Genomic DNA, 21,479 nt, shown 5'->3' with positions numbered 1-21,479 from the left:
AGAATAGGAAAAGCCTACCTCACCGGGACAGGCTGTCAAACGAAACTCACGAATTGATTGACCAATTACACAAAAAATTCGCATTTTGGACTAACATCATGCGTATTTAGGCTGAAATCATGAGGAGAAAAGTCAGAAACGGATTATTTGGTCTGATATCTTTTCTCTCCGTATGCCGATGCGATGCCGGAGAGAAAAGTTACACGGGAAAGGAAACGCAGGAGGAGAGTTAGGATTCCAAACGGGAAGGAACGGACTCGAACAGGTAGCCATCGAAAGCAGGATCGTCCGCGTTCGAGATTTCAAGCAGTTTAATTTTTACGTTTTCCAGATGCTGCCACATTGCCTGACGCGCCATGTTCACATCGCGGCGAGACACGGCACGCAGGATCTGTTCATGGTCGTCCAGCCACTGGCGCTGATAGCTGAAATCGTCGGTATGGGAGTGAATGCCCTGCCACATTGGGCTGCGTTTACGCGCCTGCCACACCTCATACACCATATTGGCTAAGACGCTGTTTTGGGTAGACTGCGCCAGCAGGCAATGGAATTGTTCATCGGCGCTTTCATCCACGCTGCCGTTCTCAAGCGACGCCCGTTCTTGTTCAATGGCCTGCCGCATTTTCACGATGTCACTCTTGGTCGCCTGCATCGCAGCAAACGCTGCAACTTCGCCTTCCAGCAGTTGACGCGCCTGCATCAGCTCGAAGGGGCCATAGCCGCTGTCCACCACGCTGTCTTTTCCCTGTGCGCTCGGCAGTTGCATGACATAAACGCCAGAGCCTTTACGCACCTCAATCAGCTTTTCCAGCTCCAGCATAATCAGCGCTTCACGCACCACGCTGCGGCTGACGTTGTAGGTTTCAGCAATATCACGCTCGGGAGGCAAACGATCGCCAATCTGATAGTTTCCCTTCAGAATTTCCGCGCGAAGATTGTCGCCAATCTGCTGATATAAACGCATACCGCCATCCCTTTATTCAACATCGGCCATCGTAATATTGGCCTGACCAAAAGACAGAAAAAACGCCAGAGTTGTCTGAAGTATAACATGAAGCCATACAGCGCCGCACGTTGAGCAATCTGCATACGAAATGATTTCGGATATAGTGTTGTCAACACGCCATTATCCCGTTAGCGATCAGATTGATATTGCCAGAAGGCAAGGAGCATAAATGACAATAAGCGTATTCCGATTCGTTTCGTGGACAGTCTGGAAACGGGTGATGGCAGGCTTGTTCGCCCTCATCGGCGTACTTTTCATGGTGGGATGCAACAGCAGTCCGCGCGACATCACACCGTTAGGACAAACCTCATTCGAGCGTTACCAGCAAGACACCACACGCTGGGTCGCTGAGCATCGTGCCTTTCAAACCACGGATAAGCAGTTGGAATTACGTTGGAATACGCCCAGTGAAACCCGCCCCCTCGGCCAACCGCAGAAAGCCATCTTATTGGTACACGGACTGGGCGATTCACCCGGTTCATTCACCGACATCACCCCAAAATTGGTCGAACAAGGCTTTCTGGTCAGAACCGTGTTGCTACCGGGTCATGGCACCCGCCCCTCCGATCTGTTGCACGTCACCGTCGATGACTGGCGCAGCGTAGTCGCCGAGCAGGCGGCCATCCTCAGCAAAGAGGTCGATGAGGTTTATCTGGGCGGCTTTTCCACTGGCGGCAATCTGGTACTGGAATACGCTTTACAGCACCCTGAAATCAAAGGACTGGTGCTGTTCTCCCCCGCAATTAAATCCAACGAAAAATACGCCTTCATGGCGCCAGTGCTGTCCGTGTTTACCGACTGGCTGATGCCGCCGCGCCCCGGTTACCCCCAGCAGTTGGCAACCCGCTATATGCGCGTGCCGACCAACGGTTTCGCCCAATATTATTATTCCAGCAGCGGTGTGCGTTCAGAGCTCGCCAAGAAACCGTATAACAAACCGGTGCTCATCGTGCTGGCGGAACATGATTCCGTCGTCGATACGACTTATCTTGTCGACACGTTCGATAAGCAGTTTACCCACCCACGCAGCCGTCTAATCTGGTATGGCGATCGCCCTGTCGGTATCCATTCCTCACGTGTTTTGGTGCGGACAGGCTCGCTACCCGACTGGCGCATCAGCCAGTTCTCACACATGTCGCTCCTGTTTTCACCAGACAATAAGGAGTACGGCAAAACCGGTGCGATTGTCATCTGCGCCAACGGCCAACCCCTGAACGACCTGAAAACCTGTCAGGATCGCAGCACGCTGTGGTATTCCGACTGGGGATACGTGGAAAATGGCAAAACCCATGTTCGCCTGACCTTTAACCCCTACTTCGACTGGCAAAATCAGATCATGGCCAACGTACTCGACGCGCAATAACACAGGTGTCTCCCTAAATAATTCGAGTTGCAGGAAGGCGGCAACCGCGCGAGTCCCCAGGAGCTTACGCCAGTAAGTGACTGGGGTGACAAATCTGCCGGGAGCAGATTTGAACGCTGCTCGCAGCGGCCCTTTAGGGCGAGGCCCACGACGGGCCGAGTATTTAAGGGAAGCCAACGCACCTGCGGCTTGAAGTATGACGGGAGTTGTCATCATTTGGTCATCAAGGGCATGTATTTTGACTTAAAGATAAATACGCCCAAAGATTAACCATGATCTCCATGCCCGTTCCTTGCGCCCGACCACTCCTCCGGGGTACACCGGTGGCGCGAGATCTTTGCATTCCTCTGCCGGACGTTTCTCCTAACACCGACAACGCCACCGTATTGCAGTTGTTCAGTAAGAATAAAGAGTGGGTCAGCCTGCCGGTGGTGGAGGATGGACGCCCTTTCGGCTTAATCAACCGCCATATTTTTCTCTCGCAGATGTCCCGGCCTTTTTATCGTGAACTGTACGACAAAAAGAGCTGCATCGCGTTTATGGATAAAAATCCGCTGATTGTCGATGCGCTGGCGTCATTGAACGACGTCGCCGATCAAACGGTGATTACCGGTGATAAGTCGCTGACGGACGGCTTTATGATCACTGAGAACGGGCGTTATATCGGTATCGGATTAGGCATCGATCTGATCAAGGCCGTCTCCGATATGCATCTGCGCCAACATCAGCAGATTATGCAGAGCATCGAATATGCCAGCGTGATTCAGACAGCGATGCTGACGACATCAACACAGGCGATGTCCCGCACGCTTGCCGACTGGTGTTTAGCCTGGGAACCGCGAGACTGTGTCGGCGGCGACTGCTATGCCTTTAAAACCTATCAGAATGGCTGGCTTGCCGCCGTCGCGGACTGTACCGGACACGGCGTACCCGGCGCATTCATGACCCTGATTTTCTCTTCCGCGCTGGAACAGGCGCTGACACAGCACGGCCCGATGCTACCAGCGCAGTTATTACAGGCAATCAACCGTCATATCAAAGATACGCTGGGGCAGCGTGACGAAGCGCGTCAGCTTTCTACTTCTAACGACGGCTGCGACGCGATGCTGGTGTTCTGCGATATGACGCGAAACACGCTGACGTTTTCCGGTGCGCGGATGCCCGCTTTCATGTTGCAACGCCAGACCGGAGAGCTGACACCACTCCAGTGCGACCGTATGGGGGTCGGCTATACCGAAACGCCTTATGACTACCAGTGGTCGAGCTATGAATTGCCGCTTCATGACAACGATATATTTTTCACCACCACGGATGGATTGACGGATCAAATCGGCGGAGAACGCCGGATTATGTTTGGTAAACGTCGCCTACAGGAGTACCTCCAGCACCATCAACACCAGCCGATGCGCGAACTGGCTAACCAGCTCCTGTCGGCACACAAGATCTACCAGGGCGATCAGACCCGACGAGACGATTTAACATTTTGGGGCTTCCGACATTGTTCGACTTTTGTTTAATCAGGCAGACAGAATGATGCCAAACATCAAATACACTGAATTTTTTTCGCCCTCACACCAGCATGACATCACGCTGTATTACGTGGGCTATTTTTCACAAAACATCATCAGTTCACTGGCCGAAACCATGCGGCTACAGCTGGAGAAAAAACAGCTTCCTGCCGGCATCCGTCGCCGACTGTTCTCTACGTTCGTCGAAATGGTGCAGAACATTACCCGCTATTCCGCTGCACCGCTAACCGCGCTCGATCACACCGCCGAAGTCCGTCATGGCTCGGTGTGTCTGGGTTACGAAAATGGGAAATACTTCCTGTTGTGCGCCAATCCGGTACACCCCGACGATGTCGAGACGCTGCGAGGACGTCTTGAGCCGCTGCGCGGCATGACGCTTGATGAAATCCGACTCGCCTACAAAGTCTCTCTGCGTGATGAAACCCCGTCATCAAGCAAAGGCGCGGATATGGGGCTATTGACCGTCGCGCGTGATGCCAGTGAGCCACTCCAGTTTACGTTTCGGGCCGATGCATCAACGGGGCTATCTACGTTTTATCTGAAGGCAATCATTTGACATGAAAAATATAACAACCCTAAGCAACCTCCATATTTCGGGGACATCCTGTACCCCGACGGTTGATTTTCACTTTGACACACACCGTCTTTATCTTTCCGGCGAATCTTATCCTGAGAACGCCGCGGCGTTTTATCGCCCGCTGCTCACCGAGATTCAGGCGTATCTGCACGCGTTAACAACCTACGCGGAAACGATGCCGCCGGATGAAGCGCTGCCGAGCATCGAAATTCACGTTTCCCTGATTTACTTCAACAGTTCCAGCACCAAGATGCTGTTCAGTTTATTCAACCTGCTGAATCAGGCGGCTGAACAGACGCTCTCGATTGCGCTGTATTGGTATTACGACAAAGACGACGACATTGCGGAAGAATTTGGTGAAGAGCTTCACATCGATTTCCCTGCCCTGACCTTTCACAGCACAATTTTGAGTGATAATCATGAGCACAATTGAATTGTTTACACCGGAATACGACATTCTGCTCGCCGCGCGCAACATCGCTAACCAGCAGGAAAGACCAGCCGAAGTCTATCGCGACACGCTGCTGGCGTTAACCGACCACTATCAGCGGCTAGTACGCGAGTCGCACCGCCTGATTTCACGCAGCGACCGGGCGGAGAAAGAGTTGAATCGTCTGAACGCACAGCTCAATCAGCTGGCCGTCGAACTGGAATACAAAGCCAGCCACGATCCGCTGACAGGCGTGTATAACCGTGGCGCGATTATTGAACGCATTAACCACGCGCTGGAGCGCAATCAGGCGGCGCTCATCGTGCTGGATATCGACCACTTCAAGCAGGTGAACGATACCTATGGTCACCCAACCGGCGACGCCGTGATCTGCGATCTGGTCTCACGCGTGCAGCACGTGCTGAATACCTCGAGCAGCATTGGTCGCGTCGGCGGCGAAGAGTTCACCATCCTGCTGGAAGGGCACACGCTCATGCAGGCCATCTCGCTCGCCAGCCGCCTGCATCAGGATCTCAACAGAATGCCGCTCAGCGTGCTGCCACAACAGCGCGTTACTGCCAGCTTCGGCGTCAGTTGGGCCCCGCAGAAAACCCGTTTCGATGCGCTCTACGGTGCCGCAGATGCCGCGCTCTATCAGGCCAAAGAAAAAGGCAGAAATCGCGTGGAGTTTCAGTAAGTCGCAGGCTGGGCGATTGCCGTCGCCCTGACTCACGACCATAATAGTGGGTATCGGCTTTTCCGAGACAGATTCCCCTATGCGATTCGATTTAACCGATCTTCGGCTGTTTCTCAATATTCAGAAAGCAGGCAGCATTACCGGTGGCGCAGCAGCGTCTAGCCTGACCGTGCAGGCTGCCAGCGAGCGAATCCGGGGAATGGAAGAGGAACTTGGCGTACCGCTGCTGCTGCGGTCAAAGGCAGGCGTCTCGCTCACCGACGCAGGCTTTTCGCTGGCGCACCATGCCCACATTATCCTGCATCAGGTAGAACATATGCGCAGCGAATTACACCAGTACAGCAAAGGGCTGCGCGGCCATATTCCGCTACTGTGCAACTCTGCGGCGCTGAATGAATATTTGCCTGCCCTGCTGGGCCGCTATCTGGTGGTCTGCCCGCAGATATCCGTCGCGGTGAATGAAAAACTCAGCCGCGATATCGTCAGCGCTATTCGTAATCAAACCGCCGACCTTGGCATTGTGGCCGATTCCGTACCGCTCGACGGGCTGGAAACGCGACCGTTTCGTCAGGACGAACTGGTGGTTGTGGTTCCCCGTGACAGCATCTGGTCTGACGCACAGCAGCTCACCTTTTCCGCCATTGCCGACGCCGAATTTATCGGGCTTAGCGAAGGCGCAGCCTTGCAGGAACACATCGACGAGCACGCCAGAAGACTGGGAAAACGCCTGAATTACCGCGTGCGCCTTGCCAGCTTCGATGCCGTCACGCAGGTGATTCACAGCGGTATCGGCATTGGTATTCTTCCGCGACATGCCGCACAGCGCATGATGGAACGGCTGGCGATTCGCACGATCCCGCTGTCAGACGACTGGGCAATGCGTAATCTGGTTATCTGCGCCCGTCAGTTTTCCGCGCTGCCCGGCTATGTTCAGGATTTCGTGGCTTTTATTACGGCAGAGAATACAGCTTAAAGCAGCCCACGCGCGGCCATGTATCCGCCTAGCGCCACCAGCCCGATAAAGAAACAGCGCCGGAAAACCAGTTCGCTAATCGCGTGGCGCAGGCGTTGCCCAATCATCATGCCCAGCAGCGCGGGAATCAGCGCCAGCATCGACTGCCAGAGATCGATGCCCTGTAGCCCGACTCCCTGCATCAGCTGTAGCGCCAGCCCCAACGTGGAAACGGTAAACGCCAGCCCCAGCGCCTGCACCAGATCGTTTTTATTGAGTCGCAGGCATTGCAGGTAAGGCACGGCGGGAATCACGAAGACGCCCGTTGCCGCCGTGATAGCACCGGTGATGTAACCCACCAGCGGTGACAGCCAGACTTCGTGACGACCGGGCTGCGGCAAAGTCGTCGCTACGATGCCCCACAGGCCATAAACCACCAAAATGCCGCCGAGCGCCGCGCTCGTCCATGACGATGATGAAGTTAGTGCCGGCAGACCATTCCAGAACGTCCCAATAATGATCCCGGCAAACAGCGTCCAAAACCGTTTAATCAGGCTGAGAAAGGCGGGGCCACAGGCGAGCTGCCAGATGTTGGTCACTAGCGAAGGAACAATCAAAAGCCCCGCCGCGCTGGCAGCGGGCATCACCAGCGTTAACAGACCCATCGCGATTGTCGGTAACCCCAGGCCAATCACGCCTTTCACCACGCCAGCCAGCAGAAACACCACCATCATCGTCGTCATTTATTGCCTCGGTTTGCGGCGCCATAGGAAGAACCCTATGCAGGAATAGTCCAACGAGGTTGTTGCTGGTGTCTATGCGGATTGTATTGAGGGTGATTCAGGGAAAATTGGAGGCAAAGGGAGGATTAGGATTCTCGGGGTCACATCTTTATGCAAGTTCAGAGACCGTTTCGTGCGCAACAATACCGTTATTCTCATGCTACTTCGTCGCACGCGCCCGACATAGGGGGCTCAAACACCAGCCCCCTATGAACCCCGGCTTTTGGCTAAATTATGTCGCTACGCGATGCCATCGGTGTTCATGACAGCTAATCGAGCCACCAGTGACGCGTTCCAGACGCGGCACTGGCTTTCGCGGCATCCATGCCGCTCACTCGGCGGTCATGCCCACCGCTGCATAATTTTTACGCCCGATAACAGTCAATCCTGCTGGCATCCCACACTGTGTATGAGAAACAGCCCTGAGATTGGGGTCAGCCGTTATTAGCAAGCCACAAAATTTAATAGCCCTGACCCTAGCGCGCGCGGCCTACAGCTTCGCCTAGCTGCCACACAGCCATCGCATAGTGCGTGCTGTGGTTGTAGCGCGTGATGGTGTAGAAGTTCGGCAGTCCGTACCAGTATTGGTAACCCGTGCCGATGTCCAGCCGCAGCAGGCTGGCTTCACTGTATCCCGCCAGCGAATGCTGTGGCGTTAAACCCGCGGCCTGTAGTTCCGTGAGCGAGTAGCGGGTATTAAAACCGTTCGGGAGCAGCGGAGCCTGACCATTTGCCTGCACCGCCACAGGGGCGCCTTTCACCCATCCGTGTGCTTTGAAATAATTGGCTACGCTGCCAATCGCGTCCACCGGATCCCACAGGTTGGTATGTCCGTTGCCGTCGAAATCCACCGCGTAGTTCTTGAATGATGACGGCATAAACTGCCCATAGCCCATCGCGCCCGCGTACGAGCCGCGCAGGCTGAGCGGATCGTTTCCTTCTTTACGCGCCATCAGCAGGAAGGTTTCCAGCTCGCCCGCAAAGTAATCGGCACGTCGCGGGTAATCAAACGCCAGCGTTGCCAATGCATCAATGATGCGCGTTTTCCCCATCACTCTGCCCCAGCGGGTTTCAACGCCAATAATACCGACGATGATCTCAGGCGGGACGCCGTAAATGTTCTGAGCGCGCTGTAGCGCATCCTGATACTGATTCCAGAACGCCACGCCGTTCTGCACGTTGTCTGGCGTAATAAACTGATTGCGGTAGCGGTTCCAAGATCCGTTCGGCCCTGAAGGCGGGCGCGATGTCGGGGCTTGTTTATCCATCAGACGGATCACCCAATCCAGACTTTTCGCCTGCACCAGCACATCATGCAGTTGCTGGCGGTTAAAGCCGTGCTCCAGCACCATTTTCTCGACAAACCGTGCGGTAGCCGGGTTAGTCGCAAAATCACCGCCTAGCGGATGGACATTGTGTGCGGGTTCAAGCAGGAAGCCACCTTTAAAAGGATTACCTGAAGGCGCTTCTGCGGGAGGAGGGGCCGGCTGACTGCTACAGGCCGAGAGCAAAACGAGCAGAGGGAGAAAACGAACCAAATGACGCATCAGATATCCGTATAGCCAGGTAAGAAATCAATACAGGCTATGGTAAAGGATTGTCTGATGTGAAAAAACCAGCCAGAGGTGAAAAAATGCAGCGCGCCGATCAAATAGAAGACCGACGCGTATGTCACCACATCCGGATCAGTTCTTCTTCACAAACTCGGACTTCAGCTTCATCGGGCCGAAACCGTCGATTTTACAATCAATATTGTGATCGCCTTCCACCAGACGAATGCCCTTCACGCGGGTACCGATTTTCAGCGGCGTTGAGCTGCCTTTTACTTTCAGGTCTTTAATGACCGTTACTGTATCGCCATCCGCCAGCAGATTGCCGTTAGCATCTTTCACGACTAAACCGTCATCCTGCGCTGGCGCATCGCCTGCCGCCGACCACTCATTTCCGCATTCTGGGCAGTTAAGAATTTCGCCCTCTTGCCAGGTATATTCAGAACTGCATTTTGGACAATGAGGCAACTGTTGCATGATAAACTCCTGAAAAATTCACAATAAAAAAGTAATAAATATCATTAGGTAACTACCATATTTTCGATATTTTACCCTTTTATGCGTATTTTTGATAGTGAAGCCGCGTTTATCGTGACTTTACGACGCATCCGACCCTGTTTCATCTTTTTCCGCCAGAAACGTAATCAGTGCTTCTTGCGTTAGCGCTTTGGAATACAGCCAGCCCTGCGCATAAGCGACGCCAAGGCTTTTCAGATAGGCTTCCTGAGCCGTAGTCTCAACTCCTTCGGCAACAATATGCAGATTAAGGCAGTGCGCCATGCTGACAATATGAGACAGCACAATATCAGTCGGTGAATGGACACTAATATTCCCAACAAAGGACTTGTCGATTTTAAGCTTATTGGCTTTTACCCGCTCAAGATACGACAGCCCCGAATAGCCGGTACCAAAATCATCAATGGCAACATCAATGCCTTGTTGTTGATACAGCTCCACCATCGGTGCTGCTTTCCGGGGTTCAATCATGGATGATTCAGTTAATTCGACATTAACATTGGCACCATCGAGATCGTATATGGCAACCTGCTCCACGAGATAATTGAAAACGGACATATCCTCAAATTCGGCCGCCTCAAGATTGATAGAGACAAACATGTCAGGGTCACTTTTCTTCAGTACACTGGCTGTTTGTAGCGCCTCATTAATGACGAACAAGGTTAACTCTTTCATCAACCCAACCTGACGAATCATGGGAATAAAAGAGTCTGGCGTAATCAGGTTACCATCCGAATGACGCCAGCGTATCAGCGCTTCACATCCCACGACCTGAGCAGTATCCAATTTAATAATCGGCTGATAATGCAATTCAAACTCTTTTTGCCTCAGCGCCTGCTTGAGAACATAGAGCGGACTCTGAATTGTCAGCGACTTTCTGGAGATAAGGATTGACAGAATCAGGGAAATCAGCAGAAAAATGGGCAAAGCAGAGAAAAAAATCTTCAGATAAAATGAGAGGGATGTGGATTGATCCGCACTCACCACCAGAGCAAGATCGCTATCCGGTATCGGTTTCAGAACGTAGTATTTATCGCCAATATAAAACTTATCAGGGTTATTCTCCCCGACGACCAGACGAGAATAAATATCATCAGTCATTAAATCCGATAGAATAACGCGTCCATCTCCCTTATTTTTTTCCAGCAATGCATATTGGATATTATAGCTGTAGGAAGGAACATCCAGAAATGAACGCGGATTCAACACCACAAGATGACGCGTTGCGCCAACATAAATCATCGGCTTATTTCTATTCAGCGGACTTTCAATTTTGTACCAAATATTATAGCTATTTTTATAGTGAAAATCGGGCGATGGAAGAAACACCGAATTAATTTCGCTCATCATCGAAGAGCAGCGGAGGCGATTCCCATCGATATAAACCACATCCTGAATATAATCATTGTCGTAAGCGTTCTTACGCAGTAAACCTAAATGCAAATCATCACAATAAGGTGGAAACTTTTTTTCTAAAATATCGAGTGCGGAGGTCGCCTGTAGAATGATTTTCCCAGCATGTTCAACCGTGACGTTAGAAAAATCATCAACTTCGTGTTCAAACTGTCTGAGCGTAAACGTTGAATAAACCGTAAGCACCAACGCAAAAAGTGAAGCCAGAATAAAAAGCAGGCTGGAAGATAATAAGAAAAAACTTTTCTTAAAATAGAGCGTTTGAAAATAGGCTAGCAGGCTTTTTTTCATAGTAGCGACGCAGCATCATTATGAGAAATCCAACATAGCACACAACCCTTCCCGACAATCTATCGATATCTCAAATAATTCTGATTTTAAGACACCCGAACCGTCGGATTCCGCAGCGCCTCTCAGGAAAAAGCAACATCGCTATTTGCTTTCCTATTTACCTTAAAAAACAGCCAGTTGCTTTCTATCACTTTTTTCTTATCACTGTCGCTCTGTGATTTAATTGTAATGAGAACCATTATCATATTAACATGGAGCCCTATTATTGACCGTCGATACGTTTTTTCTATTTCTGCCCATGATATCTGACCACGCCACTCCCTCTGCTGAACTGACGCTTGAATCACTCTATGGTTCGCATCACGGCTGGCTGAAGCACTGGCTAACGGGCAAGCTCCAATCCTCTTTTGATGCCGATGATATTGCTCAGGACACCTTCCTGCGCGTGATGAACGGCGAGTCGCTGACCACAATCCGCGATCCTAAATCGTTTCTGTGTACCGTTGCCAAGCGCGTGATGGTCGATCTCTTCCGCCGCAATGCGCTGGAGAAAGCCTATCTGGACAGGCTGGCGCAGTTGCCAGAAGCGCTTGCGCCCTCACCGGAAATTCAGCAACAGCAGCTTGAGACGCTCCAGCAGGTGGATCTCATGCTCGATGGCCTGAGCCACAAAGCACGACAGGCGTTTTTGCTTTCCCAGCTTGACGGCATGGCCTACGGCGAGATCGCTACGCGACTAAATGTCTCCGTCAGCTCCGTCAAAAAGTACGTTGCCAAGGCCACCGAGCATTGCCTGCTGTTCCGTCTGGAGCATGGGCTGTGAGCCTCCCGCTGACCGATTCTCAACGTCAGGCCCTGCGCTCCGCCTCACATTGGTATGCGGTACTGAGCGACGAACGCGTGAGTCTCCAGCAAACCGAGAAATGGCAGCAGTGGTATGAGCAAAATGGGGATCACCAGTGGGCCTGGTCGCAGGTAGAAAATCTGCGCAGCCAGATGAATGTCGTGCCCGGCAACGTCGCCCACCGCGCCCTTCAGGATACCCAGCTCACCCGTCGCAGAGTGATGAAAGGTCTTTTACTGCTGTTAGGCGTTGGCGGCGGGTGGCAGCTTTGGCGCTCCGACACCGGAACGGGTCTGCGAGCCGATTACACCACGGCTAAAGGTGCCATCCGTCAGCAGCGTCTGGAAGACGGGACACTGCTTTCGCTGAACACCGACAGCGCCGTCGATGTTCGCTTCGATCCACAGCAGCGGCGTATTCACCTCTGGTACGGCGAAATCGCCATTACCACCGGACAGGATGCCAGCCGTCGCCCTTTCTACGTGCAGACACGACACGGGCAACTGACTGCACTCGGCACTGAATTTACGGTCCGTCAGGAAGCCGACAGCACGCTACTGAGCGTGCAACACCATGCGGTAAAAGTCGTACTGGCAGAAGATCCGACTCAAGAGCGCATCGTGCGGCAGGGCGAAAGCCTGCGCTTCAGTGCACGGGAGCTGGGTGAAATCCAATCCGCAGAGGAAGAAGACAGCAACTGGGCGCAGGGCATTCTCAGTTTCAGCAATAAGCCGCTCGGCGACGTGATAGCGACACTATCGCGCTACCGTCATGGCGTGCTGCGCTGTAGCCCGGAGGTCGCGACGCTGCGGTTAAGCGGCACCTTCCCGCTGAAAAATACCGATACGGTGTTACAGGTTATCGAGAAAACACTTCCCGTTAAGATTCAGTACATTACTCGTTACTGGGTCAATATCCTTCCCGCAAACTAAACGATAACGAAAAAAATTATCATTCTTGATTGTCCTTTTTCTCCCTCTCGTTCGACTTAGGTGTATAGAACAAAAATGATGATGGAGATGTTATGACGCTCTTACGCGCCTTTCGTAAAGCAACCCCTTTAGCCATGGCGATACAGCTCAGCCTGCTGTCGACAGTCGGTCTCACGACAGGGATGGCCCACGCGGCGACGGCTCCCGCCACCGTACGCTACGATATTGCTGCTGGTGAGTTAGACAAAGCGCTCAACCACTATGCCGTCCGCAGCGGGATTACGCTGTCGGTCGATGCTAGCCTGACGCAGGGAAAACGCAGCAACGGTCTGCATGGCGACTACACCGTTGATGGCGGCCTGAAAGCCCTGCTGGCGGGTAGCGGTCTACAACTGAAATCGCTGGGCGATAACGCCTGGACGCTGGAACCAATCCCTGCGGCAGCGGAAGAAACGCTGACGGTCGTCGGCGACTGGCTGGGTGAAGCGCGTGAAAATGACGTCTTTGAACACGCGGGCGCACGCGATGTGATCCGTCGTGAGGACTTCGCCAAGACCGGAGCCACCACCATGCGCGATGTCTTAAACCGTATGCCGGGCGTGTATGCGCCAGAAAATAACGGCACAGGCAGCCACGATCTGGCCATGAACTTTGGTATTCGCGGTCTCAGCCCACGCCTCGCCAGCCGTTCCACCGTGCTGATGGACGGCATTCCGGTGCCGTTTGCGCCCTACGGTCAGCCGCAACTTTCCCTCGCGCCCATTTCGCTTGGCAATATGGACGCCATTGATGTCGTGCGCGGCGGCGGTGCCGTGCGCTACGGGCCACAAAGCGTCGGCGGCGTCGTGAACTTCGTCACCCGGGCGATCCCGAAAGAGTTTGGCATTAGCGCTGGCGTAGAAGGTCAACACAGCCCGACATCTTCACAGCACAACCCGAAAGAAACGCACAATCTGCTGGTTGGCGGCACGGCGGATAACGGTTTTGGCTCGGCGCTGCTCTATTCCGGCACGCGCGGTAGCGACTGGCGCGAACACAGCGCGACGCGCATTGACGACGTGATGCTGAAAAGCCGCTACGCGCCAAACGACGTGCATACCTTTAACAGCCTGCTGCAATATTACGATGGCAGCGCCGATATGCCGGGCGGTCTGTCGCGTGCCGATTACAATGCGGATCGCTGGCAGTCAACGCGCCCGTACGATCGCTTCTGGGGACGTCGTCAACTTGCCAGTCTGGGCTATCAATACCAGCCGGATCAGCAGCATAAATTCAATATTCAGGGCTTCTACACACGTACGCTGCGCAGCGGCTATCTGGAACAGAATTCGATCATTACCCTGTCGCCACGCGAATATTGGGTACGTGGCATCGAACCGCGCTACAGCCAAAGTTTTACCCTCGGATCTTCCGCTCATGAAGTGGGCGTCGGCTACCGCTATGTCAGCGAATCCACCCATGAGGTGCGTTATTTCACCAGCACCGCCAGCAAAACGCTGCCAAGCGCCAGCAGCCCTATCGACCGCGAAACCCGCGCGGGTACAGAGGCACACGCCTGGTACATCGACGACCGCGTTGATATCGGCAACTGGACGATTACGCCGGGAATGCGCTTTGAGCACATCAAATCTCATCAGGACAACACGCTGAAAGGCACAGGCGAAGCCGTCAGCTACAACGCCCCGCTGCCCGCCTTGAACGTGCTCTACCACGTTAACGAGAGTTGGAATCTTTATGCAAACACCGAAGGATCATTCGGCACCGTACAGTACAGCCGAATTGGCAAGGCTGCTCAAAGCGGCAAAGTGGAACCAGAAAAAGCGCGCACCTGGGAAGTTGGTTCCCGCTACGACGACGGCGCGCTGACGGCAGAAATGGGCGTTTTTCTGGTTAACTTCAATAACCAGTATGACTCCAATCAGACCAACAACACCGTCACCACGCGGGGGAAAACCCGCCATTCTGGGCTGGAAACGCAGGCTCGTTATCACCTCGCCGAGCTGTCACCTCGCTTAGATGCGGTGTCGGTTTATGCGCGCTATTCCTATGTGAATGCTGAAATTCGCGAAGCGGGCGATACCTACGGTAATCAGGTGCCCTTCTCTTCAAAACACCGGGGAGGATTCGGCGTCGATTATCAGCCGGGCAACTGGACGTTCAACCTGAACAGCGAGTTCCAATCCAGCCAGTTCGCCGATAACGCCAACACCGTTGCCGAAAGCGCCGATGGCAGCGCCGGACGTATCCCCGGCTTTATGCTGTGGGGCGCACGCGCGGCCTACGACTTTGGCCCGCAATTCTCTGACCTCAATCTGGCCTTTGGTGTGAAAAACCTGTTCGACCACGACTACTACACGCGCTCGAACAGCGATGACAACAACAAAGGGATTTATGCCGGTCAGCCCCGCACCTTCTATATGCAAGGCTCGCTGAAATTCTGATCGCCATACGCACTCGCCGGGCAACGGCCCGGCCTGACTAACGATCGTGACTTATTCGATCACAATAATGACTACTGATGGGGTTACGCTATGTTTGCTCTAATTCGCATTGCACTAATTACCACGCTTTGTCTGTTCGGACTGAGCCGCGCCAATGCGGTAACAGTGCAGGATGAACAAGGTTCCTTTACGCTCGACACGCCGCCTCAGCGTGTTGTGGTGCTGGAACTGTCTTTTGCCGATGCGCTGGCAGCGATCGATGTCAGCCCAGTCGGCATCGCCGATGATAACGATCCAGACCGGATCCTGGCGGAAGTCCGTGAACATCTTAAGCCCTGGCATTCCGTAGGCACACGCGCTCAGCCGAGTCTGGAAGCCATCAGCGCATTGAAACCTGATTTGATTATCGCCGACAGCAGCCGTCATAGCGGCATTTACACGGCGCTGAAAGCGATTGCACCGGTGCTGCTGCTGAAGTCGCGCAATGAAACCTATGAAGAAAACCTGCACTCCGCGGAGATCATCGGCAAGGTATTGGGGAAAGATAGCGCGATGCAGGCGCGTCTCGCCCAGCATCGTGAGACGATGAAAGCCTACGCCTCCCAGCTTCCCAAAGGCACGAATGTGGTCTTCGGTACCTCACGCGAGCAGCAGTTTAACCTGTACTCCAGCGATGCCTACACTGGCAGCGTGCTGGCCGCACTCGGCCTGAGTGTCCCAAAACCGATCAACAACGCCCCGATGGCTTCCATCAATCTGGAACAGCTGCTGGCGATTAACCCACAGTGGCTGATCGTGACGCATTATCGTGAAGAAAGTATTGTGAAACGCTGGCAGCAGGATACGCTCTGGAACCTGCTGGAAGCACAGCAAAAACAGCAGATTGCCGCCGTTGATAGCAACGCCTGGGCGCGGATGCGCGGCATTTTTGCAGCGGAACGCATCGGCAGCGATACGGTGAAGATTTTTAAACATCAGCCCGTTAGCGTCAGCAACGAGCAATAATGAAGAAAAGTTTTCATCCATTCTGGCGTTGGGGATTGCCGATAGCGGTACTGCTGGGCGTGTTTTGGCTTAGCCTGTTCTGTTATTCCGCGATCCCCATTCCCGCCTTGCGTGCCATCAAAGCGCTGGTAACGGGATCGTCCTCTTCACTACCCGAGGCGCTGGTGCTCAACCTGCGTCTGCCACGCAGTCTGGTTGCCGTTCTGATCGGTGCCAGTCTGGCATTGTCCGGTGCCCTGCTTCAGACCTTGACCCATAATCCTCTGGCTTCTCCTTCTCTGCTCGGCATCAACAGCGGCGCGGCGCTAGCGATGGCACTGACCAGCGCATTCAGTTCTTCACTCTCCGGTTACCCTATCGCCTTTGTTGCCGCCTGCGGTGGCGGCCTATGCTGGCTGATGGTAATGGCTGCGGGCGGCGGCTGGCGACAAACGCTCGATCGCAATCGACTGATCCTGGCGGGCGTCGCACTTTCCGCGCTGTGCATGGCCTTAACGCGGATTACGCTCCTGCTGGCGGAAGATCACGCCTATGGCATTTTTTACTGGCTGGCGGGTGGCGTATCGCACGCACGCTGGGTCGAATTCTGGCAACTCTTCCCGTTTGTCATCACTGTCACCCCGATTGTCTTGCTGCTGGCGAATCAGCTTAATCTGCTGAACATCGGTGACGTCAGCGCCCATACGCTGGGCGTCAACTTAGGTCGTCTGCGCCTGATTCTCAATCTGGCCGTGCTGATTCTGGTGGGGGCCTGCGTGAGCGTCGCCGGCCCGGTGGCGTTTATCGGCCTGTTAATACCGCATCTGGCGCGTTTCTGGATCGGTTACGACCAGAGAAAGATGCTCCCCATGAGCATGCTGATGGGCGCAGCGTTTATGTTACTGGCCGATCTGCTCGCCCGCGCGCTCGCCTGGCCGGGCGAACTGCCTGCCGGCGCGGTACTGGCGCTAATCGGCGCTCCCTGTTTCGTGTGGCTGGCAAGGAGGCGAGGATAATGCGCCCCGCTATTGTGTTCATCTCGATTACGCTGCTGTTACTTGCCACCAGCATTCTGTCGCTGCGCATGGGAGCAATTCCGCTGCCGTGGTCGGCGTTGATGAGCGGCTGGCACAGCACCAGCGAACATCATTATGTACTGACCCAATACCGTTTGCCGCGCGTGCTGCTGGCGTTGTTCGTCGGCGCAGCACTGGCCATTTCCGGCGTGCTGGTGCAAGGGATTGTGCGTAACCCGCTGGCATCGCCGGATCTTCTCGGCGTGAACCACGCGGCAAGTCTGGCGACCGTCGGCGCGCTGATGCTGGTGCCTGCACTGCCCGTGATCTGGCTGCCGCTACTCGCGTTTATCGGGGGCATCGCCGGGCTGCTACTCCTGCGTCTCATCGCGGGAACATCATCCCCGATGCGGCTGGCACTCATCGGCGTCGCGCTGTCCGCCACTTGGGCAAGCATCACCGATTACCTGATTCTCTCCCGCCCGCAGGATATCAACAACGCGCTGCTGTGGCTGACGGGTAGCCTATGGGGACGCGACTGGTCATTCGTTATGGTCGCGCTGCCCGTCCTCTGCGTATTGATTCCGCTCGGCCTGCGTTTTTGCCGCGATCTGGATTTGCTCGCGCTGGGCGACGATCGCGCCAGCACGCTGGGCGTGAATATCGGCCGCATTCAGTTTTGGGGATTGGCACTCGCCGTCGCACTCGCCGCAACCAGCGTGGCCGTGTGCGGGCCTATCGGCTTTATCAGCCTCGTGGTGCCGCATCTGATCCGCTATCTGGTAGGAGGACGGCACCGCTGGCTCCTTCCTGCTTCTGCCGTTGCCGGTGCGCTGGTATTGCTGCTTGCCGATCTGCTGGCGCGCACGCTGAACCCACCGATGGAATTACCCGCAGGGGTGCTCACTGCCATTATCGGCGCGCCCTGGTTTTTTTGGCTTCTCGTGAGAATGCGCTAAATGGAACTGACAACACAAAACCTGACGGCGGGCTATGGCGACAAGCGTATTCTCGACGGACTGTCGCTGTCGCTACCCGCCGGAAAAATTACCGCCCTGCTCGGCCCCAACGGCTGTGGCAAATCAACGCTGCTGAAGTGCTTCGCCAAGCTGCTTACCCCGGAATCCGGCGCTATTCAGCTCAACGGCAAGCCGCTCTCTGCATTCTCTGCCCGCCAGCTCTCGCGCCATCTGGCGCTGTTACCGCAGCAGCATTTGACGCCAGAGGGGATCACCGTGCGCGACATGGTGGCCTACGGACGCAGCCCTTGGCTATCGCTATGGGGACGGTTATCTCAGGACGATCGCCAGCGCGTACAGCTCGCGATGGAGAAAACACACATCGTCGATCTCGCCGACAAACGGTTAACCGATTTGTCCGGTGGACAGCGTCAGCGGGCGTTTCTGGCGATGCTGCTGGCGCAGGATACGCCCGTCGTCCTGCTCGATGAGCCGACAACCTATCTTGATATCAACCATCAGGTCGAGTTAATGAAGCTGCTGCGTGAACTCAATCAGGCCGGCAAAACGGTGGTGACCGTCCTACACGATCTGAATCAGGCCAGCCGCTACTGCGATCATCTGGTGATGCTGGCGGGCGGGCGAGTGATGGCGCAGGGTTCACCGCACGAGGTCATGAAACCGGCATTATTACAACAGGTATTCAGCATCGATGCAGAGATCCACGCCGAACCAGTCTCAGGCCAGCCGATGTGCGTGGTGCGGTGAGTGCGGCTCATATTTTTTATCCAGCATTCGTGGGCATAACCACCTCATAAAAATATTTATGCCCCTTCAAAAATAGCCTTGTTAGCCGTGAACCATCAGAACCGCTACTCTGCCTGTGTGACATGGAATCAATGCACATAGCGGGAACACCACTATGGCGATTAGCTCAAACCATCAGGATTTAAGGAAGCGTGACATGGGATTAAAATTGCATCATCTTAATGATTCGCGGTCTGTGCGTATTCTCTGGCTGCTTGAGGAAGCAGGGATACCTTATGAGCTTGTCAGATATCAGCGGGATGAAAAAACGCATCTGGCACCAGCCTCATTGAAAGCGATACATCCTTTAGGTAAATCCCCACTGATTGAAGAAGATGGCAAGATCATCGCAGAATCCGGCGCTATCGTTGAATACCTAATTAATCGCCATGCAAGACACTTAGCCCCGGATGCAAACGCAGCCGAATACATTGATTATCTGCAGTGGATACACTTTGCGGAAAGCTCCGCAATGCTGCCGGTTTTATTGAAGATCTTTGGCGAGTTTGAAAAAAGCACTGGCACTACGCTGAATTTCCTTGAGGATTACGCTGACAATGAATTCGAGAAAGTCTTTTCATTCTTAGACGACTCGTTATCTTCACGGGAATTTATCGTGGGCGATACGCTGAGCGGTGCGGATATTATGCTGGGCTTCGTTATTAATACCGTCGTCGAACGACTCGTTCCCAGAGAACGATTCCCGAATATTCAGCGTTACTCTCAGCGCCTGAAAAACCTACCTAGCTGGCAAAAAGTTCAGGCCATTGAATCACACGCAGAATAAGAAATCAGCGCGGGGCATAACACCATACTTTGGAAAAATTGCCAACGGCCTCGCGCGCCCAGACCACCCTCCTCTAATCAATATTAGTTAAATTAAAAATAGTTAGCATGTTAATCACTTCAAAAATCAAGCATTTCAAGTTATATACCTCGCCCGATAACCACTATTGACTCGTTGACTAAAAATGCAGAAATTACCCTCCCATAAGGAAAAAGGATTTATGGGGGCTGGATTATGGACAACATTAAGGAATAAATAATGGCAAATTTGATCTATCTAAAACTCACCGGCATCAAGCAAGGTCTGATCTCTGCGGGTTGTTCAAGTGCAGACTCAATTGGTAACAAGTATCAGATCGCTCATGAAGATGAGATTTTTGTTTATGAGTTAATGAACCAGATAACAAGACAAGATAACGTTTCACTCTCCCCTGTCGAAATCAGAAAGCCAATAGATAAAGCCACACCGCTTCTGGCACAGGCGTTGAATGGTAATGAAAAGCTAACCTGTGAGTTCTTTTTTTACAGGACTTCTCAATCAGGTGGTAATGAACTCTATTTTAAAATGGTGTTAAGAGATGCTGTTATCAATGATATTCGCTTTTTCGCCCCAAACTCATTAACACACAACGAATTACAGCCTCAGGAAAATATTTCATTCAAGTTCGCATCGATTGAATGGGAACATGTAGTTGCACGGACAAGCTCTTATATCTTATGGAAAGATGTGGAATATTAAGATGAGTATCGATTCGGCACATCAATTTCACTTTTTAGAGGAAAGCAACCGCCTGAGGAGGGTTGCTCTGTTGGCTTCCTCTTTTTTCATTCAAGATAAAACATTAAGAATGCGTTATCTTCGTGAAATTGAGGATTTCATCAATGAAACAGAGATGAAACTCAGGTCATCAACAATTAGTTTTTTTGATAAAAATCATATCTTTCATGAATTGGTAACCGAGCGTGAAGAAACAGAAAGAGACTACCAAAAACTACGAACTGGTGATTATGTAAAATATATCGTTACGGATATATTTGAAGACCAGGGTGTTTTAAAATACACCAAAATCGCATCTGGTGTTGTTTCTGGTGGTTTTCAGGCATTTATGGGATATCGATTAAATCAATTAGGAAAAGATCTCAATGTAAAGCACTTCAAATCATTTGGCGTTTTATTAATGGCTCATGGATTCAGTAATGTTTATGAGTCAGTATCTCCAATAATATTTGATGGTAAGTATGGTTCTGGACCAGTAAGAAATATATATAGGTTTCTTGCTTCACAAGCCGGATATAACAATGACGCTGGAGATGCTTTGTATAGCGTTGCGGATTTGACACTCACTATTTATGCTTCATTCAGAACACCAACTTTAGTAGACAGCCCCACACGATTGGCATCAAGAGGATTTATGGACAAACCTAGGACGACAAAACTATTTAGATATGTACCGAAAGATTTCAAGACTAAATATAATGCAGCAAGTAATATAATGAAGCTTTATATGGTAGGAAGTTCTGGTCATAAAGTATATGCGGAATTTACAGATGAAAATTATCTTCTTGGTGATAAATAGTAATTTCAAAGTATCCAATTAATCCTA

The 21,479-nt window shown here is 52.8% G+C and carries 21 protein-coding genes; 16 read left to right on the top strand and 5 right to left on the bottom strand.

All coding sequences use genetic code 11. From position 1 onward, the window contains the following. Positions 1–229: 229 nt before the first annotated feature. The gene (locus BJJ97_RS10535; protein WP_095993911.1) at positions 230–964 is read right to left on the bottom strand and encodes an FCD domain-containing protein; all 735 of its coding nucleotides are present in this window, start codon (positions 962–964) and stop codon (positions 230–232) included. 211 nt (positions 965–1,175) lie between these two features. Here BJJ97_RS10535 and BJJ97_RS10530 point away from each other — a divergent pair, with 211 nt between their 5' ends. From BJJ97_RS10530 to BJJ97_RS10500, 6 genes are all read left to right on the top strand, one after another. Beyond that, positions 1,176–2,369 (top strand): alpha/beta hydrolase, encoded by a 1,194-nt coding sequence (locus BJJ97_RS10530; RefSeq protein WP_095993910.1) that lies wholly within the window; start codon positions 1,176–1,178, stop codon positions 2,367–2,369. A 272-nt stretch (positions 2,370–2,641) separates the two neighbouring features. Then, on the top strand, positions 2,642–3,886 hold the full coding sequence (locus BJJ97_RS10520) for a SpoIIE family protein phosphatase (RefSeq protein WP_095993908.1): 1,245 nt from the start codon (positions 2,642–2,644) through the stop codon (positions 3,884–3,886). 13 nt (positions 3,887–3,899) lie between these two features. After that, positions 3,900–4,454: a SiaB family protein kinase gene (locus BJJ97_RS10515; RefSeq protein WP_039485363.1), complete on the top strand. Its 555-nt coding sequence runs from the start codon at positions 3,900–3,902 to the stop codon at positions 4,452–4,454. A 1-nt stretch (position 4,455) separates the two neighbouring features. Then, the gene (locus tag BJJ97_RS10510) at positions 4,456–4,908 is read left to right on the top strand and encodes a DUF1987 domain-containing protein (RefSeq protein ID WP_039485361.1); all 453 of its coding nucleotides are present in this window, start codon (positions 4,456–4,458) and stop codon (positions 4,906–4,908) included. Continuing rightward, a complete protein-coding gene (locus tag BJJ97_RS10505) occupies positions 4,895–5,602 on the top strand; it encodes a GGDEF domain-containing protein (protein WP_095993907.1) in 708 nt (235 codons plus the stop codon). The genes BJJ97_RS10510 and BJJ97_RS10505 overlap by 14 nt, the downstream gene beginning before the upstream one ends. 79 nt (positions 5,603–5,681) lie before the next feature. Next, complete coding sequence (locus BJJ97_RS10500) at positions 5,682–6,575, top strand: LysR family transcriptional regulator (RefSeq protein WP_095993906.1); 894 nt, start codon at positions 5,682–5,684, stop codon at positions 6,573–6,575. On the opposite strand, the gene BJJ97_RS10495 is transcribed toward BJJ97_RS10500, so the two are convergent. From BJJ97_RS10495 to BJJ97_RS10475, 4 genes are all read right to left on the bottom strand, one after another. After that, positions 6,572–7,297, bottom strand: a complete 726-nt coding sequence (locus tag BJJ97_RS10495; RefSeq protein ID WP_224072359.1) for a sulfite exporter TauE/SafE family protein — start codon at positions 7,295–7,297, stop codon at positions 6,572–6,574. The genes BJJ97_RS10500 and BJJ97_RS10495 overlap by 4 nt on opposite strands. Before the next feature lie 515 nt (positions 7,298–7,812). Beyond that, a complete protein-coding gene (gene mltB, locus BJJ97_RS10485; RefSeq protein WP_095698722.1) occupies positions 7,813–8,883 on the bottom strand; it encodes a lytic murein transglycosylase B in 1,071 nt (356 codons plus the stop codon). Positions 8,884–9,021: 138 nt separating this feature from the next. Further along, positions 9,022–9,363, bottom strand: coding sequence for a zinc ribbon domain-containing protein YjdM (locus BJJ97_RS10480; protein WP_095993904.1), 342 nt, complete (start codon positions 9,361–9,363; stop codon positions 9,022–9,024). Positions 9,364–9,483: 120 nt separating this feature from the next. Further along, on the bottom strand, positions 9,484–11,106 hold the full coding sequence (locus BJJ97_RS10475; protein ID WP_095993903.1) for an EAL domain-containing protein: 1,623 nt from the start codon (positions 11,104–11,106) through the stop codon (positions 9,484–9,486). A 301-nt stretch (positions 11,107–11,407) separates the two neighbouring features. Here BJJ97_RS10475 and fecI point away from each other — a divergent pair, with 301 nt between their 5' ends. The 10 genes from fecI (at position 11,408) to BJJ97_RS10425 (ending at position 21,452) form a co-directional block, all read left to right on the top strand. Then, entirely contained in the window at positions 11,408–11,929 is a 522-nt protein-coding gene (fecI, locus tag BJJ97_RS10470) for a ferric citrate uptake sigma factor FecI (protein WP_095995355.1), read from the top strand. After that, positions 11,926–12,882 carry a ferric citrate uptake sigma factor regulator FecR gene (fecR, locus tag BJJ97_RS10465; protein WP_095993902.1) on the top strand — a complete coding sequence of 319 codons (957 nt, stop codon included), beginning with the start codon at positions 11,926–11,928 and terminating at the stop codon, positions 12,880–12,882. The genes fecI and fecR overlap by 4 nt, the downstream gene beginning before the upstream one ends. A 92-nt stretch (positions 12,883–12,974) precedes the next feature. Beyond that, positions 12,975–15,323: a TonB-dependent Fe(3+) dicitrate receptor FecA gene (gene fecA / locus BJJ97_RS10460; RefSeq protein WP_095993901.1), complete on the top strand. Its 2,349-nt coding sequence runs from the start codon at positions 12,975–12,977 to the stop codon at positions 15,321–15,323. 90 nt (positions 15,324–15,413) lie between these two features. After that, positions 15,414–16,328 (top strand): Fe(3+) dicitrate ABC transporter substrate-binding protein FecB, encoded by a 915-nt coding sequence (locus BJJ97_RS10455; RefSeq protein ID WP_095993900.1) that lies wholly within the window; start codon positions 15,414–15,416, stop codon positions 16,326–16,328. After that, positions 16,328–17,323 (top strand): iron-dicitrate ABC transporter permease FecC, encoded by a 996-nt coding sequence (gene fecC / locus BJJ97_RS10450; protein ID WP_095993899.1) that lies wholly within the window; start codon positions 16,328–16,330, stop codon positions 17,321–17,323. The genes BJJ97_RS10455 and fecC overlap by 1 nt, the downstream gene beginning before the upstream one ends. Beyond that, positions 17,323–18,282, top strand: coding sequence for a Fe(3+) dicitrate ABC transporter permease subunit FecD (gene fecD / locus BJJ97_RS10445; protein WP_095993898.1), 960 nt, complete (start codon positions 17,323–17,325; stop codon positions 18,280–18,282). The genes fecC and fecD overlap by 1 nt, the downstream gene beginning before the upstream one ends. Then, the gene (gene fecE, locus BJJ97_RS10440) at positions 18,283–19,050 is read left to right on the top strand and encodes a Fe(3+) dicitrate ABC transporter ATP-binding protein FecE (RefSeq protein ID WP_095698715.1); all 768 of its coding nucleotides are present in this window, start codon (positions 18,283–18,285) and stop codon (positions 19,048–19,050) included. 196 nt (positions 19,051–19,246) lie between these two features. After that, entirely contained in the window at positions 19,247–19,876 is a 630-nt protein-coding gene (locus tag BJJ97_RS10435; RefSeq protein ID WP_095993897.1) for a glutathione S-transferase family protein, read from the top strand. A 258-nt stretch (positions 19,877–20,134) separates the two neighbouring features. Beyond that, on the top strand, positions 20,135–20,614 hold the full coding sequence (locus BJJ97_RS10430; RefSeq protein WP_095993896.1) for an Hcp family type VI secretion system effector: 480 nt from the start codon (positions 20,135–20,137) through the stop codon (positions 20,612–20,614). A 1-nt stretch (position 20,615) separates the two neighbouring features. Then, positions 20,616–21,452, top strand: a complete 837-nt coding sequence (locus BJJ97_RS10425; protein WP_157910777.1) for a DUF4225 domain-containing protein — start codon at positions 20,616–20,618, stop codon at positions 21,450–21,452. Positions 21,453–21,479: the final 27 nt, after the last annotated feature.

This window comes from Pectobacterium polaris, assembly GCF_002307355.1.
GTDB classification, from domain to species: domain Bacteria; phylum Pseudomonadota; class Gammaproteobacteria; order Enterobacterales; family Enterobacteriaceae; genus Pectobacterium; species Pectobacterium polare.
Note: the sequence above shows the minus strand (reverse complement) of the source record. Positions and strands in the feature narration are given on the sequence as shown.

What these genes read in the sequence shown, in the direction of transcription:
- BJJ97_RS10425 (WP_157910777.1), top strand. Translation starts at nt 20,616, where the DNA reads ATGAGTATCGATTCGGCACATCAATTTCACTTTTTAGAGGAAAGCAAC.
- fecA (WP_095993901.1), top strand. Translation starts at nt 12,975, where the DNA reads ATGACGCTCTTACGCGCCTTTCGTAAAGCAACCCCTTTAGCCATGGCG.
- BJJ97_RS10530 (WP_095993910.1), top strand. Translation starts at nt 1,176, where the DNA reads ATGACAATAAGCGTATTCCGATTCGTTTCGTGGACAGTCTGGAAACGG.
- fecC (WP_095993899.1), top strand. Translation starts at nt 16,328, where the DNA reads ATGAAGAAAAGTTTTCATCCATTCTGGCGTTGGGGATTGCCGATAGCG.
- BJJ97_RS10435 (WP_095993897.1), top strand. Translation starts at nt 19,247, where the DNA reads ATGGGATTAAAATTGCATCATCTTAATGATTCGCGGTCTGTGCGTATT.
- BJJ97_RS10510 (WP_039485361.1), top strand. Translation starts at nt 4,456, where the DNA reads ATGAAAAATATAACAACCCTAAGCAACCTCCATATTTCGGGGACATCC.
- fecD (WP_095993898.1), top strand. Translation starts at nt 17,323, where the DNA reads ATGCGCCCCGCTATTGTGTTCATCTCGATTACGCTGCTGTTACTTGCC.
- mltB (WP_095698722.1), bottom strand. Translation starts at nt 8,883, where the DNA reads ATGCGTCATTTGGTTCGTTTTCTCCCTCTGCTCGTTTTGCTCTCGGCC.
- BJJ97_RS10455 (WP_095993900.1), top strand. Translation starts at nt 15,414, where the DNA reads ATGTTTGCTCTAATTCGCATTGCACTAATTACCACGCTTTGTCTGTTC.
- BJJ97_RS10475 (WP_095993903.1), bottom strand. Translation starts at nt 11,106, where the DNA reads ATGAAAAAAAGCCTGCTAGCCTATTTTCAAACGCTCTATTTTAAGAAA.
- BJJ97_RS10430 (WP_095993896.1), top strand. Translation starts at nt 20,135, where the DNA reads ATGGCAAATTTGATCTATCTAAAACTCACCGGCATCAAGCAAGGTCTG.
- BJJ97_RS10495 (WP_224072359.1), bottom strand. Translation starts at nt 7,297, where the DNA reads ATGACGACGATGATGGTGGTGTTTCTGCTGGCTGGCGTGGTGAAAGGC.
- BJJ97_RS10500 (WP_095993906.1), top strand. Translation starts at nt 5,682, where the DNA reads ATGCGATTCGATTTAACCGATCTTCGGCTGTTTCTCAATATTCAGAAA.
- BJJ97_RS10480 (WP_095993904.1), bottom strand. Translation starts at nt 9,363, where the DNA reads ATGCAACAGTTGCCTCATTGTCCAAAATGCAGTTCTGAATATACCTGG.
- BJJ97_RS10520 (WP_095993908.1), top strand. Translation starts at nt 2,642, where the DNA reads ATGATCTCCATGCCCGTTCCTTGCGCCCGACCACTCCTCCGGGGTACA.
- BJJ97_RS10515 (WP_039485363.1), top strand. Translation starts at nt 3,900, where the DNA reads ATGATGCCAAACATCAAATACACTGAATTTTTTTCGCCCTCACACCAG.
- BJJ97_RS10535 (WP_095993911.1), bottom strand. Translation starts at nt 964, where the DNA reads ATGCGTTTATATCAGCAGATTGGCGACAATCTTCGCGCGGAAATTCTG.
- fecE (WP_095698715.1), top strand. Translation starts at nt 18,283, where the DNA reads ATGGAACTGACAACACAAAACCTGACGGCGGGCTATGGCGACAAGCGT.
- BJJ97_RS10505 (WP_095993907.1), top strand. Translation starts at nt 4,895, where the DNA reads ATGAGCACAATTGAATTGTTTACACCGGAATACGACATTCTGCTCGCC.